The organism is Gordonia sihwensis NBRC 108236 (assembly GCF_000333035.1).
In the GTDB taxonomy this organism is placed as follows: Bacteria; Actinomycetota; Actinomycetes; order Mycobacteriales; family Mycobacteriaceae; genus Gordonia; species Gordonia sihwensis.
In genome coordinates, this window is record NZ_BANU01000004.1 from 1 (window position 1) to 15,412 (window position 15,412).

Genomic DNA, 15,412 nt, shown 5'->3' on the forward strand with positions numbered 1-15,412 from the left:
GCCACTCGGGCTGGGAGCTCGATCGCTCGGTTCCCAGCTTCACTCGCGGCGGTTTCGACTCGCTACGCTCGCTCAACCAGCCTGTTAGGCGCTCAACCAGCCTGTTAGGCGCCCAACCAGCCGGTGAGGTGTCCAACCGGCCAAGAAGTAGCTCCAGCCGCTATCCCTGCTCGGCGATCAGATCGGTCTGCGCCGAGCGGCCGAGGAAGCCTGAGACGTCGTAGAGGTCGGCGAAGCTGGCGCCGTAGCCGCGCGCGCCGACGGCGAGATCGGAGTCCACACCGAGCCACGGTGAGGTCGGCTGGGTGATCAGATGGACCGTCGTGTCCATGTTCATCCACGACCACTGCGTCGGGTCCAGACGCGTCCCGACGCCGTTCGCGACGTCGAGCACGGTGAACACCGACTCGAGGTGCGACATCTCCTCGCCGGCCACCAGCGGGATCGCGGGCCGGATCCAGATCGCCGGCGTCTTGCCGTTGCGGCCGGGCTGACGGGCGGTGACGGTGGTGCCGATGAACCCGACCTTTCCCCATGCGACCGCGTCCGTGTCCTGTGTCGGGAATCCGACCGTCTGCGGAAGCTCGTCCGGCGAGGCGGGCAGCGGATCGAGGGGAGCGTCGGCGACGGCCGTCGAGTCGGACCCGAGCAGACGCCACGCCACCGACCGGGCCACCGTCCGGTAGGTGCCGTCGGGCCCCTGCGCCTCGAGGTCGGCCTGAACCATCGAGATGCGTCGGCCCGGCCGCGGGATGCTGGTGCGGATCCGGTTCACGCCCAGCCCCACGGGTCCGATGATCTCGGTGGTGATGCGGCTGAACTCCTGACCGTCGTCCGGCACGGCTCGCATCATCGCGCGCATCAGCAGGCCGGCGGGCGGACCGCCGTGCTGCATGTCCTGCGACCACACGCTCGCCGTGGCCGGTGTCGGCTGGAAGTACTCGTAGCCCGGATCGTCACCGCCGGGGACGGGGATGGGCTCGTAGTAGCAGCTGTAGGGCACCTCGCTCATGTCCATACCGGCACTCTATGACAAGGTTGTCTGAGCGATTCCCGGGCCTCTCCACTCCTCGCGAAGGCCCCGAATCGGCCCTGCCGACCGACTTGAAGGACACCAGCACGATGGCGACAACCGGCCCGTTCGCCGTAGGCGATCGCGTACAGCTCACCGACGCGAAGGGACGCAAGTTCACCGTCGTCCTGGAGGAGAGCAAGCAGTTCCACACGCATCGCGGCGGCATCCTGCACGACGATCTGATCGGCAGCCCCGAGGGCTGCGTCGTCGAGGCGACCTCGGGCACCCAGTACCTGGCGCTGCGACCGCTGCTGACCGACTACGTGGTCTCCATGCCCCGCGGGGCGCAGGTGATCTACCCGAAGGACTCCGCGCAGATCGTCGCCGAGGGCGACATCTTCCCCGGTGCCCGAGTCCTGGAGGCCGGCGCGGGATCGGGAGCGCTGACGCTGTCGCTGCTGCGCGCCGTCGGCACCGAGGGCTCGGTGCTGTCGTACGAGGTGCGAGAGGATCACGCCGAGCACGCCGTCCGCAACGTCGAGACCTTCCTGGGCGGGCGCCCCGACAACTGGACCCTGCGCGTCGGAGATCTCGTCGATCACGACCCCGCCGAGCAGTTCGACCGCATCATCCTCGACATGCTCGCGCCGTGGGAGTGCCTGGACGTGGTGTCGAAGACGATCCGCCCCGGCGGCGTGCTGACCGTGTACGTGGCCACGGTGACGCAGCTGTCGAAGGTGATGGAGGGCCTGCGCGAACAGCAGTGCTGGACCGAGCCGCGCGCATGGGAGTCGCTGGTCCGCGAGTGGAGTGCGGTGGGTCTCGCGGTCCGCCCCGAGCACCGGATGCAGGGCCACACCGCCTTCCTGATCACCGCGCGCCGACTCGCCGACGGTACGGAAACGCTTCGGGTACAACGGCGTCCCACACGCGGGTAGCGTGGAGTACGTACCACCGGCAAAGGAGAGACGATGACCGAGTCCGACCGTTCGCCCAGCAGCAGCGTCGAATTCTCGACCATGCAGCAGCGCGTCGAGAGTCTCACCGTGCGCAACAGCAAGCTCACCGAGATGCTCAAAGAGGCGAGACAGCAGCTCATCGCCCTGCGCGAGGAAGTCGACAACCTGGGTCAGCCGCCCAGCGGATACGGCGTGCTCCTGCAGGTCTTCGACGACGACACCGTCGACGTGTTCACCTCCGGTCGCAAGATGCGGCTGACGCTGTCACCCAACATCGACGCCTCCGCTCTCCGGCGGGGCCAGTCGCTCCGCCTCAATGAGGCATTGACCGTCGTCGAGTCGCTCGACTACGACACGGTCGGCGAGATCAGCACCCTGCGCGAGGTCCTCGCGGACGGACGGCGAGCCCTCGTCGTCGGCCACAGCGACGAGGAGCGGATCGTCCAACTCGCGGGCTCGCTGATCCACACCGACGAAGGCGGCGAGTCGACCCGCAAGCTCCGGCCCGGCGATTCGCTGATGATCGACGGCAAGGCCGGCTTCGCCCTCGAGCGCATCCCGAAGGCCGAGGTGGAGGATCTCGTCCTCGAAGAGGTTCCGGACGTCGATTACGAGGACATCGGCGGACTTCGCCGTCAGATCGAGCAGATCCGCGACGCCGTCGAACTCCCGTTCCTGCACAAGGACCTGTTCCGCGAGTACTCGCTGCGCCCCCCGAAGGGCGTGCTCCTGTACGGACCTCCCGGATGCGGCAAGACGCTCATCGCGAAGGCCGTCGCCAATTCACTGGCGAGGAAGATCGCCGAGGCGCGCGGAGACAACGCGCACGAGGCCAAATCGTACTTCCTCAACATCAAGGGCCCGGAGCTGCTGAACAAGTTCGTCGGCGAGACCGAGCGACACATCCGGCTGATCTTCCAGCGCGCCCGTGAGAAGGCGTCGGAGGGCACTCCGGTGATCGTCTTCTTCGACGAGATGGACTCGATCTTCCGTACCCGCGGCTCCGGCGTGTCCTCGGATGTCGAGACGACGGTGGTGCCCCAGCTGCTGAGCGAGATCGACGGCGTCGAGGGCCTGGAGAACGTGATCGTGATCGGCGCCTCCAACCGCGAGGACATGATCGATCCGGCGATTCTCCGGCCGGGCCGTCTGGACGTCAAGATCAAGATCGAGCGGCCGGACGCGGAGTCGGCGATCGACATCTTCTCGAAGTACCTGACGCCCGATCTGCCGGTGCACCCGGAGGATCTGGCGGAGTTCGACGGCGATCGCCGGCGGTGCATCGACGCGATGATCCAGCGCGTGGTGGAGCGGATGTACGCCGAGTCCGACGACAACCGGTTCCTGGAGGTCACCTACGCCAACGGCGACAAGGAGATCATGTACTTCAAGGACTTCAACTCGGGAGCGATGATTCAGAACGTCGTCGACCGAGCGAAGAAGTACGCGATCAAGGCGCATCTCGACACCGGTCAGAGCGGACTGCGGATCAGCCATCTCCTCGACTCGATTCTGGATGAGTTCTCGGAGAACGAGGATCTGCCGAACACGACCAACCCGGACGACTGGGCGCGCATCTCGGGGAAGAAGGGCGAGCGCATCGTCTACATCCGGACGCTGGTCACGGGTAAGACCGGCGGTGCCAGCCGGGCCATCGACACCGAGTCGAACACCGGCCAGTATCTCTGATCCCGGGCTCTGGTCCGCGGCCCGCCCAACCGCGTTCGCCGGAGCCCGGATCCGGCTTAGTCATTCCGTCGGTCTAGGCCGGGCGCCGGGACTCGCTAGAGTTACCGGCGATGAACACGACAGCAATCACCCCGCTGCAGGTCCGGGTCGCACAGGCTCGCCCGCATGTGGTGCGGACCTCACCGGCGACGCTCGGGCGCACTCCCGACAACGACGTCGTGGTGAATCACCCGCTCGTGTCCCGCGTGCACCTGGCGTTCGAGTGGTCGGACGGCTGGAGCGTGGTCGATCGCGGAAGCACGAACGGCTTCTTCGTGGCAGGCGTCCGGCAGTCCGCGGCCCGGATCGACCGGCCGGTCCAGATCCGCCTCGGTGATGCGGCGACCGGACCCGTGGTCGAGTTGGCTCCGCAGGGAGCCGCGGCTCCGACGGTGGTGCCACCCTCGCGTCCGGTCCCGGGCCGGCAACCGCCCGTGCCGCAGCCTCCGGCGCCGCAGTCTCGCCCGCTGCGATCCGCAGCCGGACCGCAGGCGCCGACGCCGTACCCGTCCGGGCCGCAGCGGCCGGACCGGCCACCCGTGCGCCCGGCGAACCGTCCGGCCACCGCACCGCTCTCGGCTCAGCGTCCGCCCGGCGGATACCGGCAGGCGCCCCCGCGATTCGGCGCGCTTCCCGACGCCCCGCACCTGGCGGCACTGCATCAGAACGCGTCGGCCGTCTACGAAGTGCCCGGCGACCTGCGCGGGCGCGAGACCATCTCGCTCACCGGCGTGCAGACCATCGGCCGCACGCCCGACAACGACATCGTCGTCAGCGACGTCCTGGCCTCCCGGCACCATGCGCGGATGACGAGTACCCCGCAGGGGTTGCTCCTGGAAGACCTCGGGAGCGTGAACGGCACCTTCGTCAACGGCCGTCGCGTGATGGCGCATCGCCTCAGCGAGAACGACGTCGTCACGATCGGCAACTCCGACTTCGTGCTGACCGACGGCCGCCTGGTGCGCGGGCGGCCACAGGCGCAGGTGGCCGGTGGCCTCGAGGTATCCGGGATCGGCTTGACGATCGACGGCAAGGCACTGCTCAACGACGTCTCCTTCTCCGCGGCCCCCGGCACGCTCACCGCGATCATCGGCCCGTCCGGAGCGGGCAAGTCGACGGTCTCGAAGATCGTCGCGGGCCTGAACAACCCGACAGTCGGAGTCGTGACCTTCGAGGGGCGCGGAGTTCACAGCGAGTACGAGGCGCTGCGCTCCCGTATCGGGATGGTGCCGCAGGACGACGTGCTGCACCAGAAGCTCACCCTCCGACAGGCGCTGCGCTATGCGGCCGAACTGCGGCTGCCCGCCGATCTGTCGACCGCCGACCGCGACGTCGTGATCGACGGCGTGCTCTCCGAACTCCAGCTCACCGAGCACGTCGACACCCGCGTCGACAAACTCTCCGGCGGCCAGCGCAAACGCGCTTCGGTGGCGATGGAGCTGCTCACCGGGCCGTCGCTGCTCATCCTCGACGAGCCGACCTCGGGTCTGGATCCGGCTCTCGACCAGCAGGTGATGAAGACGCTGCGCCGGCTCGCCGACGCGGGTCGCGTGGTGCTGGTGGTGACCCACTCGCTCACCTACCTGAGTCTGTGCGACCAAGTGCTGCTGCTGGCGCCCGGCGGCAAGACGTCGTTCTGCGGCGCCCCCGGGGATGTGGCCGGCGAGATGGGCACCGCCGACTGGGCGGAGATCTTCAGCTACGTCGCCGAACAGCCCGACCAGGCCTGGGCCCAGTACCGCGGGCGCCATCCGCATCAGCCGCCACCGCAGGCGCCCGCGCCCGGGGCACCCGTCACACCGGTCAAGATGGGCCTGATGCGGCAGACCAGCACGGTGGCCCGACGGCAGTTCCGCCTGGTGTGGGCCGACAAGGGGTACCTGGTGGTGCTGCTGGTGATGCCGATCGTCCTGGGACTGCTCACCCTCGTGATCCCGGGTGACAAGGGATTCAGCCGGGCGGTGCTGCCGCCGACGAACGACTACGTCCCGCCGAAGGATCCGGGGGAGGCTCTGCAGATCCTCACCGTGCTGGTGATCGGCGCCGCCTTCATGGGCACCGCGCTCGCCGTCCGCGATCTGGTCGGCGAGCGGGGGATCTTTGAGCGCGAGCGCGCGGTGGGACTGCGTCCGGGCGCATACCTGACCGCCAAGATCCTGGTGTTCTCGCTGATGAGCGTGGTACAGGTGGCGATCATGATCGGCATCACCTATGGGCTTCGGGCGATGCCGAAGGCCGCCGACATCGTCAAGACCGGCGGCGCCGAACCCGCGATCCCGCCCGCGGTGACGCTGTTCATCGCGGTCGCCACACTGGCGTGCGTGAGCGTGCTCGTCGGCCTCGCGATCTCGGCGGCCGTGCGATCGACCGAACAGACGATGCCGCCGCTGGTGATCGTGGTGATGGTCCAGTTGGTCCTCTCGGGCGGGTTGTTCGCGATCGGGTCGGCCTTCGTCAAGCCGATCACCTGGCTGTTCCCGACCTACTGGGGGTACACCAATGCGGCGCAGTCGGTGAACATCCCGTGGATCGCCGATCAGGTTCCCCAGGTGAAGATCGACGAGCCCGGTGGCGAGATGATGTATCCGCTCTGGGAGCCCTCCCTCGCGCACGCGCTCATCAGTTATGCGGCGCTGGTGGCCATCGCGCTGGTACTCACGCTGTTCATCTTCTCCCGCCTGCGGTTGCGCAGACGCTGACCGGCGCCGCGCCGGGCGCAGATCGCCACGGTTAGGCTGGGTTCCATGCAGCGCATCATCGGAACCGAAGTCGAGTACGGCATCTCCGCGCCCGGCGATCCGTCCGCGAACCCGATCATGACGTCAACCCAGGCCGTCCTGGCGTACGCCGCCGCGGCGAACGTGCCGCGCCGTGACCGCCGGACCCGCTGGGACTACGAGGTCGAGTCACCGATGCGCGATGCGCGCGGATTCGACCTCGGCCGAAGCGGCGGTCCGGCACCCATCATCGACGCCGACGAGATCGGCGCCGCCAACATGATCCTCACCAACGGTGCTCGGCTGTACGTCGATCACGCGCATCCGGAGTATTCGGCACCCGAGGTGACCGACCCGCTCGACGCGGTGATCTGGGACAAGGCGGGGGAGCGGGTGATGGAGCAGGCGGCTCGGCATGTCGCGAGCGTTCCCGGCGCCCCTCGGCTGCAGTTGTACAAGAACAACATCGACGGCAAGGGCGCCTCGTACGGCACTCACGAGAACTACCTGATGCGCCGCGACACGCCGTTCGACTCGATCATCACCGGATTGATGCCCTTCTTCGCGTCGCGTCAGGTGATCTGCGGTTCGGGCCGGGTGGGCATCGGCCAGCGCGGCGAGGACTCCGGTTACCAGCTGTCGCAGCGTGCCGACTACATCGAGGTCGAGGTCGGTCTCGAGACCACACTGAAGCGGGGGATCATCAACACCCGCGACGAACCGCACGCCGATCCCGAGAAGTACCGCCGCCTGCACGTCATCATCGGTGACGCGAATCTCGCCGAGACGGCGACCTACCTCAAGGTGGGCACCACGGCACTCGTGCTGGACCTGATCGAGGCCGGGGTGGACCTGTCCGATCTCGCGCTGGCCTGGCCCGTCGAGGCGGTTCACGCGATCAGCCACGACCCGACGCTGCGCACGGCCGTGGCGCTCGAGAACGGCCGTGAGATGACCGGGCTGGCCCTGCAACGCGAGTACCTCGACCGAGCGCAGAAGTTCCACGACGCCCACCACTCCGACGACGAGCGCGCCGCGCACGTGCTGGCCTCGTGGGCCGATGTCCTCGACAAGCTCGAACGCGATCCCATGGAGTGCGCCGATCTGCTGGACTGGCCGGCCAAACTGCGGCTGCTGGAGGGTTTCCGCAACCGCGAGGGACTCACCTGGTCGGCGTCGCGTCTGCAGCTCATCGACCTGCAGTACTCGGACGTCCGTCTCGACAAGGGTCTCTACAACCGTCTGGTGGCACGCGGGTCCATGAAACGAATGACCACCGAGGACGAGGTGATGCGCGCGGTCGAGACGCCGCCGGAGAGCACACGGGCCTTCTTCCGCGGCGAAGCCGTCCGCCGGTTCGGCGCCGACGTCGCCGCCGCCAGCTGGGACTCGGTGATCTTCGACCTCGGCCGCGACTCGCTGGTCCGGATTCCCATGCTCGAACCGCTTCGCGGCACCGCTGCTCACGTCGGTGAACTGCTCGACGCCGCCGACTCGGCCGCCGATCTGGTCGACCGCCTGACCGCGTCGTGAACGGCCGGAATCCCACCGGCGCAAGACGATCGCCGACCGGACCGACGCGTCGGCGACGCTGGGACCGCGCCCACCGGTAGGGTTGAAGTCACAACATTCTCTTCTCAGGAGGCGAACATGGCGCAGGAGCAGACCAAGCGAGGCGGCGGCAGCGACGATGACGACGCGATCGGTGGTGGTGCGGCCGGCCAGGAGCGGAGAGAGAAGCTCACCGGCGAGACCGACGATCTACTCGACGAGATCGACGACGTGCTGGAGGAGAATGCGGAGGACTTCGTCCGCGCCTACGTCCAGAAGGGCGGGCAGTGATCTCGGTACCGGGCGAGGCTGGAGCCGGCGGGATCTCGTCGTTCACCGAGTACCTGCGCGTTCATGCGCCTGATCGATTGCCGCACAACATGATCGACGGTGGCGGCCGGGCCGGCGTGGAGCAGATCCCGCACGGCACCACGATCGTCGCGGTCAGCTACCCCGGTGGCGTGGTGCTGGCCGGCGACCGCCGGTCGACGATGGGCAACCTCATCGCCACCCGTGATGTGCAGAAGGTGTACGTCACCGACGAATACTCCGCGGCGGGTATCGCGGGCACCGCGGGCATCGCGATCGAGATGGTCCGGCTGTTCGCCGTCGAATTGGAGCACTACGAGAAGATCGAAGGAGTGCCGCTGACCCTCGACGGCAAGGTGGCACGCCTGGCGACGATGGTCCGCAGCAACCTGGGCGCTGCGCTGCAGGGGCTCGCCGCGATCCCGCTGCTCGTCGGTTTCGACGCCGAAGCCGACGCGGGCGCACGGGGCCGGATCTTCTCGTTCGACGTCGCCGGCTCCCGTCACGAGGAGACCGGCGGCTACGACGCGATCGGCTCGGGATCGGTCTTCGCGAAATCGTCTCTGAAGAAGCTGTACCGTTCGGACCTGTCCGCCGACGAGGCGCTGGCGGTCGCGGTCGAGGCGCTCTACGATGCGGCCGACGACGACTCCGCGACCGGTGGCCCGGATCTGGTGCGGCGGATCTTCCCGACCGCCGCCCGGGTGAGCGCCGAGGGCGCCGACCTGGTGGCGGAAGCGGAGATCGAGAGTGCGGCCGAGGCGGTGGTCGCCCGCCGCAGGAGCGCGGCGGCGTCGGGTACGGCACCGTCCGAGTCGGCCGGCCAGACAGGGGAGCGCGCATGACTTTTCCGTACTATGCAAGCGCCGAGCAGATCATGCGAGACCGCTCGGAGCTGGCGCGCAAGGGCATCGCCCGGGGCCGCAGCGTGGTGGCGCTCACCTACGCCGACGGCGTCCTGTTCGTGGCGCACAATCCGTCGAACACGCTGCGCAAGGTCAGTGAGATCTACGACCGCATCGGTTTCGCGGCCGTCGGCAAGTACAACGAGTTCGAGGGCCTGCGGAAGGCCGGCATCCAGATGGCCGACCTGCGCGGCTACAGCTACGACCGCGCCGACGTGACCGGACTGTCGCTGGCCAGTGCTTACGCGAACACCCTCGGCGCGGTGTTCACCGAGCAGGCCAAGCCCTTCGAAGTGGAACTCTGCGTCGGCGAGGTGGCCCGGGCCGGACGCACCACCCCGTCGCAGCTCTACCGGATCGGCTACGACGGATCGATCGTCGACGAGACCTCGTTCATCGTGATGGGCGGCAGCACCGAACCCATCAACGCGGCGATGAAAGACGCATACGAGCCGAACCTTCCGCTGCCGCGCGCCCTGCAGATCGCCGTGCGCGCACTGTCCACACCGGCCGAGTCGGCCAACGGCGACACCGCCGCCGCACCGACACTCACCGCCGCCGACGTCGAGGTGGCGATCCTGGATCGCAACCGACCGCGGCGGGCGTTCAAGCGGCTGCGCCGCACCGACATCGCCGGCTACCTCGAGGAGTGAGCGCCGTGGAACGACGGATCATGGGCATCGAGACCGAATTCGGTGTCACCTGCACGTTCAAGGGACAGCGTCGCCTCAGCCCGGACGAGGTCGCGCGCTACCTGTTCCGGCGCGTCGTCGCGTGGGGCCGGTCGTCGAACGTCTTCCTCACCAACGGTGCGCGGCTGTACCTCGACGTCGGCTCTCACCCCGAGTACGCCACCGCCGAATGCGACTCGGTGGCGCAACTGATCACGCACGACCGTGCGGGCGAGCGGATCCTGGAGGAACTGCTCGTCGACGCCGAGGAACGTTTGGTGGCCGAGGGCATCGGCGGCGACATCTACCTGTTCAAGAACAACACCGACTCCGCGGGCAACTCCTACGGATGCCACGAGAACTACCTGGTCAGCCGGGTGGGGGAGTTCGGCAGGGTCTCCGATGTGCTGCTGCCCTTCCTCGTGACGCGCCAGCTGATCTGCGGGGCGGGCAAGGTGCTCTCGGTGGGCCACGAGGCGCGCTACTGCCTGTCGCAGCGCGCCGACCACATCTGGGAGGGCGTCTCGTCCGCGACCACCCGGTCGCGGCCGATCATCAACACACGCGACGAGCCCCACGCCGATGCCGAGAAGTACCGTCGGCTGCACGTGATCGTCGGCGACTCCAACATGTCCGAGACCACCACCATGCTCAAGGTCGGTTCCGCACTGCTGGTGCTGGAGATGATCGAGTCGGGGATCTCGTTCCACGACTTCGCGCTCGACAACCCGATCCGCGCGATCCGGGACATCAGCCACGACCCGACCGGCCGGCGCGAGATCCGGCTCGCGGGCGGACGGACGGCGACGGCGCTGGCGATCCAGCGCGAGTACCACGCGCGGGCCGTCAAGCACCTGCAGACGCGCACGCCCGACCCGACGCTCGATCGCGTGGTGGACCTGTGGGGCCGTGTCCTCGACGCCGTGGAGCGCGACGACTTCAGCGGTGTCGACACCGAGATCGACTGGGTGATCAAGCGCAAGCTGATGCAGCGCTACCAGGACAAGTACTCGATGGAACTGACCGATCCGAAGATCGCGCAACTCGACCTGGCCTACCACGACATCCGCCGGGGCCGCGGCGTCTTCGACCTGCTGTCCCGCAAGGGGCTCGCGGCACGGGTCACCACCGACGAGGCGATCGACGAGGCCACCTCGACGCCGCCGCAGACCACCCGGGCCAAGCTCCGCGGCGACTTCATCACCGCGGCCCAGAAGGCGGGACGAGACTTCACCGTCGACTGGGTGCATCTGAAGATCAACGATCAGGCGCAGCGGAACGTGCTCTGCAAGGACCCGTTCCGGAACGTCGATGAGCGCGTCGATCGGCTGATCGCGTCGATGTGACGCCTAAAGTGGACGCGTGACTGCGAAGAACGAGAGACTCGTCAACCTCGTCGTCTGCTTGATGTCGGCGCGGACGTACGTCCCCGCAACCTATGTGCGTGCGAACGTGCAGGGATACATGGAGTCGGACCGGAGCGACGACTCGTTCAAGCGGATGCTCGAGCGCGACAAGGCGCTGCTGCGAGAGATGGGCATTCCCGTCGAGACCGGCCGCAACCCGCAGGGCGAGGAGGGCTACCGGATCGATCCGGACCAGTACGCGCTGCCCGACATCACCCTCGATCGTGCCGAGGCGGCCGCCGTGGCCGCGGCCTCGGCGCTCTGGCGCGATCCCTCGGTGGCGGCCGTCTTCCAGACCGCGGTCCTCAAGCTCCGCGCGGCGGGGATCGAAGTGGTTCCCGACGACGAATCGGTGGTGACCCTCGGCGGCGCCACCAGATCACTGGGCGACGAACGCACGATCACCGATCTGCTCTCGGCGATCGACGCCGGCCGCCCGGTCACCTTCACTCACCGCTCGTCGAAAGGCCGCAAGACGCGGACCCTCGAACCGTGGGGGATCGCCGGCGGCGGCGGACGCTGGTACGTCACCGGACACGACCGCGACCGCGGAGCTGTGCGGACCTTCCGGATCTCCCGGATCTCCGATGTCGAAGCCTTCGGCGATGCGGGATCGGTGGTGGTGCCGGCGACGGTCGACATCCAGGCGATCGTGAACGAGGCGGTCGACGTGGCGACCGCGGACGGCGGCGCCACCGCGGAGATCTGGGTCGCCGCCGGTCGGGCGCACGGCCTGCGGCGGATGGCGACGTCGACGGTCCCGCAGCGGTTCGGAGACGAGGACGGAGATCTGCTGACCGTGGAGATCCATTCGCGGTCGGGGCTGCGCAGGGTGATCCTGGCCGCCGGACCCGACGCGGTGGTGCTCGCACCGGACGATCTGCGCGCGGAGGTGGTCGCCGACCTGGACCGCCTGATCGCGGCGGAGGTGAGCGCATGAGCGACGCCAATCCGAGCCGGCTGTCGCGTCTGCTGGCGATGGTGCCGTACTTCCTGGCCCGTCCGGGAATCAAGGTGTCGACCGCAGCCGACGACCTCGGCGTCAGCGAACACCAATTGCAGACCGATCTCGAGCAACTGTACGTGTGCGGTCTCCCGGGCTACGGTCCCGAACACCTCATCGACATCCAGTTCTGGGACGGATACGTCAGCGTGGTCTTCACCGCAGGAATGGACCGGCCGCTGCGGCTGACCGGCCCCGAGGCCAACGTGCTGCTGATGGCGCTCAACATGCTCTCCGAGACACGGGGAGCGGTCGACGCCGATGCCGTGCGCAGCGCGATCGCGAAGATCGAGGAGGCGATGGGTACCACGCGGCGCGCGGTGAGCGCCGACCTGCCCGCCGCTCCGGCACCGCCCGTCGACGGCGTCATCCGCCAGGCCCTGGAGGACGGCCAGTCGCTGAGGATCACGTACTACACGGCCAGTCGCGACGAGGTGACCGAGCGGACCGTCGATCCGATCCGCATCCGGGCGGTGGACGGCAACAGTTATCTGGAGGCCTGGTGCCGGTCGTCGGAGGGCGTGCGCCTGTTCCGATTCGACCGGATCGAGTCGGCGCACGGCACCGGCGAGGTCTCGCAGCCTCCGGTCGAGGCCCTCCACCGGACGGACCCGACCGATCTGGGCGCGCTCACCGGGGAACTGCCCACGGCGCACATCGAGATCGATCCCGAGGCGGTCTGGCTGCTCGAGTACTTCGCGGCGGAGCCCGACGACGAACTCTCCGAGGAGCCGACCGAGCCGATCACCGCGACCATCCGCTACGGCTCGCCCCAGTGGCTCGCGCGATTCGTGCTCGGATTCGGCGGGCGCGTGCGGGTTCGTAGCGACGTCGACGGCGTGACGTCGCTGATCGCGAGCACCGCGAAGGCTGCGCGGAGCCGGTACGGTTCCTGACCGCAGTACCGGCCGACGAATCTGGGCGCGCCGATGACGCCGCTGTTCGGTAGACTCGAACACGTCTGAGACTGTTTACTCTCGAAGGGTTGAATTATGGGTGCGATGTCGCCGTGGCACTGGGCGGTCGTTCTGCTCGTGCTCGTGCTGCTGTTCGGCTCGGCCAAGCTCCCCGGGGCGGCTCGCGGCCTCGGCCGGTCGCTGCGCATCTTCAAATCGGAGATCCAGGAGATGCAGAGCGACGGCAAGCCGTCCGCCGAGACCACTGAGACCGCGCGCGAACTGCCGACCGCACCTCAGCCGAGTCCGGATCCCGCCGACCAGGCGACACGATCCGACAAGAAGACGGCCTAGCCGCGCACCACCGGAGTGCGCAAGCGATTCTCACTCGCCCGTCTCGACCCCCGGCAGCGACGGAGCCGAGTCAACCCCGACGGCTCGATGCCGTTGGCCGAGCACCTCTACGAGCTGAGGACCCGGCTCGTCATCTCGATGGTGGCGATCGCGGTCACCACCGTCATCGGTTTCGTCTGGTACAGCCACGGCGTGTGGCGGATCGAGTCACTGGGTGAGCTCCTCCGCGGTCCGTACTGCGACCTCCCGGCGTCCACCCGCGCCTCGCTGACCCCCGACGGCGAATGCCGGCTGCTGGCCACCGGGCCGTTCGACCAGTTCATGCTGCGCCTTCAGGTCGCCCTGACCGCGGGCGTGGTACTCGCATGCCCGATCTGGCTGCTGCAGATCTGGCGTTTCATCACACCGGGGCTGCACAAGAACGAGCGTCGATACGGCATCAGCTTCGTCGCAGCTGCGAGCGTCCTCTTCGTCGCCGGCGCAGTGCTGGCCTACCTGGTGGTGTCGAAGGCGTTCCACTTCCTGCTGACGGTGGGCAACGACGTTCAGGTCACTGCGCTCGCGGGCGACCAGTACTTCAGCTTCATGCTGCACCTGCTGATCCTCTTCGGCATCAGCTTCGAGCTTCCGCTGCTGATCGTCGCGCTGAACCTGGTCGGAGTGCTCACCTACGAACGACTCAAGCGGTGGCGCCGCGGGCTCATCTTCGCGATGTTCGTCTTCGCCGCGGTCGTGACACCCGGCCAGGACCCGTTCACCATGTTGGCGCTGGCGGCGGCGCTCACTGTGCTCCTCGAGATGGCCATTCAGATCGCCCGTTTCCACGACCGCCGCAAGGCCCGCCGCGATCCCGACTGGATGAGCGTGCCCGACGATCAGGCCTCGCCGCTCGAACACGACGGCTCCGCCCCGGTGACCGACGACGTCGGCCGTCCGGCACCCATCGAGCCCGCGGGACCGATCGGCGCGTCGAGCGAGCGTCGATCCGTTCGGACTCCGGGCGCATTCGATGACATCCTGTAGGTGATGACCACCGACGACTTCTCCGGCCCCGGCCCGCAACTAGCGGCGTTCACCGCTCGACTCGGCTTTCGACTCGACCCCTTCCAAAGGGAGGCGTGCGCCGCTCTGGAGGCGGGGCAGGGCGTGCTCGTGTGCGCCCCCACGGGCGCGGGCAAGACGATCGTCGGTGAGTTCGCCGTGCATCTCGCGCTGGCGCAGGGGACGAAGTGCTTCTACACCACTCCGATCAAAGCGCTGAGCAACCAGAAGTACCACGACCTCGTCGACGTGCACGGTGCGGCGAATGTGGGACTGCTGACCGGCGACAACTCGATCAACTCGGGGGCACCGGTGGTCGTGATGACGACCGAGGTGCTCCGCAACATGCTGTACGCGGAGTCGTCGTCGTTGCAGGGCCTCTCGCACGTGGTGATGGACGAGGTGCATTTCCTCGCCGACCGTTTCCGGGGCGCCGTGTGGGAGGAGGTGATCCTGGGGCTCGATCCGTCGGTGCGCGTGGCGAGCCTGTCGGCGACGGTGAGTAACGCGGAGGAGTTCGGCGACTGGATCACCACGGTCCGGGGCGACACCGCGGTGATCGTCGACGAGCACCGGCCGGTACCGCTGCACCAGCACATGCTGGTCGGAAACAGGATGTTCGAGCTCTTCGACCGCAAGCATCCGAAGCAGGTGAACCCCGAGCTCAACCGCTTCATCAAGCACCGCCTGCTGTCCGACGACGCTGTCGGCGGTTACCGCGAACGTCTGGCGCGCGAACGCCGGCGCGGCGGGACCGGAGTCTCGCGGCCCAGACTGATCCGGCTCCTCGAGGAGAACGGGCTGCTGCCCGCGATCACCTTCATCTTCTCCCGCAAGGGCTGCGACGGCGCGCTCGC

General features: G+C 68.2%; 14 protein-coding genes. 13 read left to right on the forward strand and 1 reads right to left on the reverse strand.

Going from position 1 to position 15,412, the window contains the following annotated elements; all coding sequences use genetic code 11:
• Positions 1-160: 160 nt before the first annotated feature.
• Complete coding sequence (locus tag GSI01S_RS03165) at positions 161-1,018, reverse strand: thioesterase family protein (protein ID WP_006894927.1); 858 nt, start codon at positions 1,016-1,018, stop codon at positions 161-163.
• A 104-nt stretch (positions 1,019-1,122) separates the two neighbouring features.
• On the opposite strand from GSI01S_RS03165, the gene GSI01S_RS03170 reads away from it, so the two are divergent.
• The 13 genes from GSI01S_RS03170 to GSI01S_RS03230 form a co-directional block, all read left to right on the forward strand.
• On the forward strand, positions 1,123-1,953 hold the full coding sequence (locus tag GSI01S_RS03170) for a tRNA (adenine-N1)-methyltransferase (protein WP_006894928.1): 831 nt from the start codon (positions 1,123-1,125) through the stop codon (positions 1,951-1,953).
• 33 nt (positions 1,954-1,986) lie between these two features.
• Complete coding sequence (arc, locus tag GSI01S_RS03175) at positions 1,987-3,663, forward strand: proteasome ATPase (RefSeq protein WP_006894929.1); 1,677 nt, start codon at positions 1,987-1,989, stop codon at positions 3,661-3,663.
• A 110-nt stretch (positions 3,664-3,773) separates the two neighbouring features.
• Positions 3,774-6,401 carry an FHA domain-containing protein gene (locus GSI01S_RS03180; RefSeq protein WP_006894930.1) on the forward strand — a complete coding sequence of 876 codons (2,628 nt, stop codon included), beginning with the start codon at positions 3,774-3,776 and terminating at the stop codon, positions 6,399-6,401.
• A gap of 45 nt (positions 6,402-6,446) precedes the next feature.
• Complete coding sequence (dop, locus tag GSI01S_RS03185; protein WP_006894931.1) at positions 6,447-7,952, forward strand: depupylase/deamidase Dop; 1,506 nt, start codon at positions 6,447-6,449, stop codon at positions 7,950-7,952.
• 117 nt (positions 7,953-8,069) lie between these two features.
• Positions 8,070-8,261: a ubiquitin-like protein Pup gene (locus tag GSI01S_RS03190; protein WP_006894932.1), complete on the forward strand. Its 192-nt coding sequence runs from the start codon at positions 8,070-8,072 to the stop codon at positions 8,259-8,261.
• The gene (gene prcB / locus GSI01S_RS03195) at positions 8,258-9,124 is read left to right on the forward strand and encodes a proteasome subunit beta (protein WP_006894933.1); all 867 of its coding nucleotides are present in this window, start codon (positions 8,258-8,260) and stop codon (positions 9,122-9,124) included. Before GSI01S_RS03190 ends, prcB begins: the two co-directional genes overlap by 4 nt.
• Positions 9,121-9,837 carry a proteasome subunit alpha gene (gene prcA, locus GSI01S_RS03200; RefSeq protein ID WP_006894934.1) on the forward strand — a complete coding sequence of 239 codons (717 nt, stop codon included), beginning with the start codon at positions 9,121-9,123 and terminating at the stop codon, positions 9,835-9,837. The genes prcB and prcA overlap by 4 nt, the downstream gene beginning before the upstream one ends.
• Before the next feature lie 5 nt (positions 9,838-9,842).
• The gene (pafA, locus tag GSI01S_RS03205; RefSeq protein ID WP_006894935.1) at positions 9,843-11,201 is read left to right on the forward strand and encodes a Pup--protein ligase; all 1,359 of its coding nucleotides are present in this window, start codon (positions 9,843-9,845) and stop codon (positions 11,199-11,201) included.
• 16 nt (positions 11,202-11,217) lie between these two features.
• Positions 11,218-12,201, forward strand: coding sequence for a helix-turn-helix transcriptional regulator (locus GSI01S_RS03210; RefSeq protein WP_006894936.1), 984 nt, complete (start codon positions 11,218-11,220; stop codon positions 12,199-12,201).
• Positions 12,198-13,160 carry a helix-turn-helix transcriptional regulator gene (locus GSI01S_RS03215; RefSeq protein ID WP_006894937.1) on the forward strand — a complete coding sequence of 321 codons (963 nt, stop codon included), beginning with the start codon at positions 12,198-12,200 and terminating at the stop codon, positions 13,158-13,160. The genes GSI01S_RS03210 and GSI01S_RS03215 overlap by 4 nt, the downstream gene beginning before the upstream one ends.
• Positions 13,161-13,256: 96 nt before the next feature.
• The gene (tatA, locus tag GSI01S_RS03220) at positions 13,257-13,514 is read left to right on the forward strand and encodes a Sec-independent protein translocase subunit TatA (protein ID WP_006894938.1); all 258 of its coding nucleotides are present in this window, start codon (positions 13,257-13,259) and stop codon (positions 13,512-13,514) included.
• A 15-nt stretch (positions 13,515-13,529) separates the two neighbouring features.
• Positions 13,530-14,537 (forward strand): twin-arginine translocase subunit TatC, encoded by a 1,008-nt coding sequence (gene tatC, locus GSI01S_RS03225; RefSeq protein ID WP_006894939.1) that lies wholly within the window; start codon positions 13,530-13,532, stop codon positions 14,535-14,537.
• A gap of 3 nt (positions 14,538-14,540) precedes the next feature.
• Positions 14,541-15,412, forward strand: an 872-nt coding sequence (locus GSI01S_RS03230) for a DEAD/DEAH box helicase (RefSeq protein WP_157225301.1), incomplete at its 3' end; no start/stop codon positions are given.

Coding starts and splice junctions, on each gene's coding strand:
- prcA (WP_006894934.1), top strand. CDS start 9,121: ATGACTTTTCCGTACTATGCAAGCGCCGAGCAGATCATGCGAGACCGC.
- GSI01S_RS03180 (WP_006894930.1), top strand. CDS start 3,774: ATGAACACGACAGCAATCACCCCGCTGCAGGTCCGGGTCGCACAGGCT.
- GSI01S_RS03215 (WP_006894937.1), top strand. CDS start 12,198: ATGAGCGACGCCAATCCGAGCCGGCTGTCGCGTCTGCTGGCGATGGTG.
- tatA (WP_006894938.1), top strand. CDS start 13,257: ATGGGTGCGATGTCGCCGTGGCACTGGGCGGTCGTTCTGCTCGTGCTC.
- dop (WP_006894931.1), top strand. CDS start 6,447: ATGCAGCGCATCATCGGAACCGAAGTCGAGTACGGCATCTCCGCGCCC.
- arc (WP_006894929.1), top strand. CDS start 1,987: ATGACCGAGTCCGACCGTTCGCCCAGCAGCAGCGTCGAATTCTCGACC.
- GSI01S_RS03170 (WP_006894928.1), top strand. CDS start 1,123: ATGGCGACAACCGGCCCGTTCGCCGTAGGCGATCGCGTACAGCTCACC.
- GSI01S_RS03190 (WP_006894932.1), top strand. CDS start 8,070: ATGGCGCAGGAGCAGACCAAGCGAGGCGGCGGCAGCGACGATGACGAC.
- GSI01S_RS03165 (WP_006894927.1), bottom strand. CDS start 1,018: ATGGACATGAGCGAGGTGCCCTACAGCTGCTACTACGAGCCCATCCCC.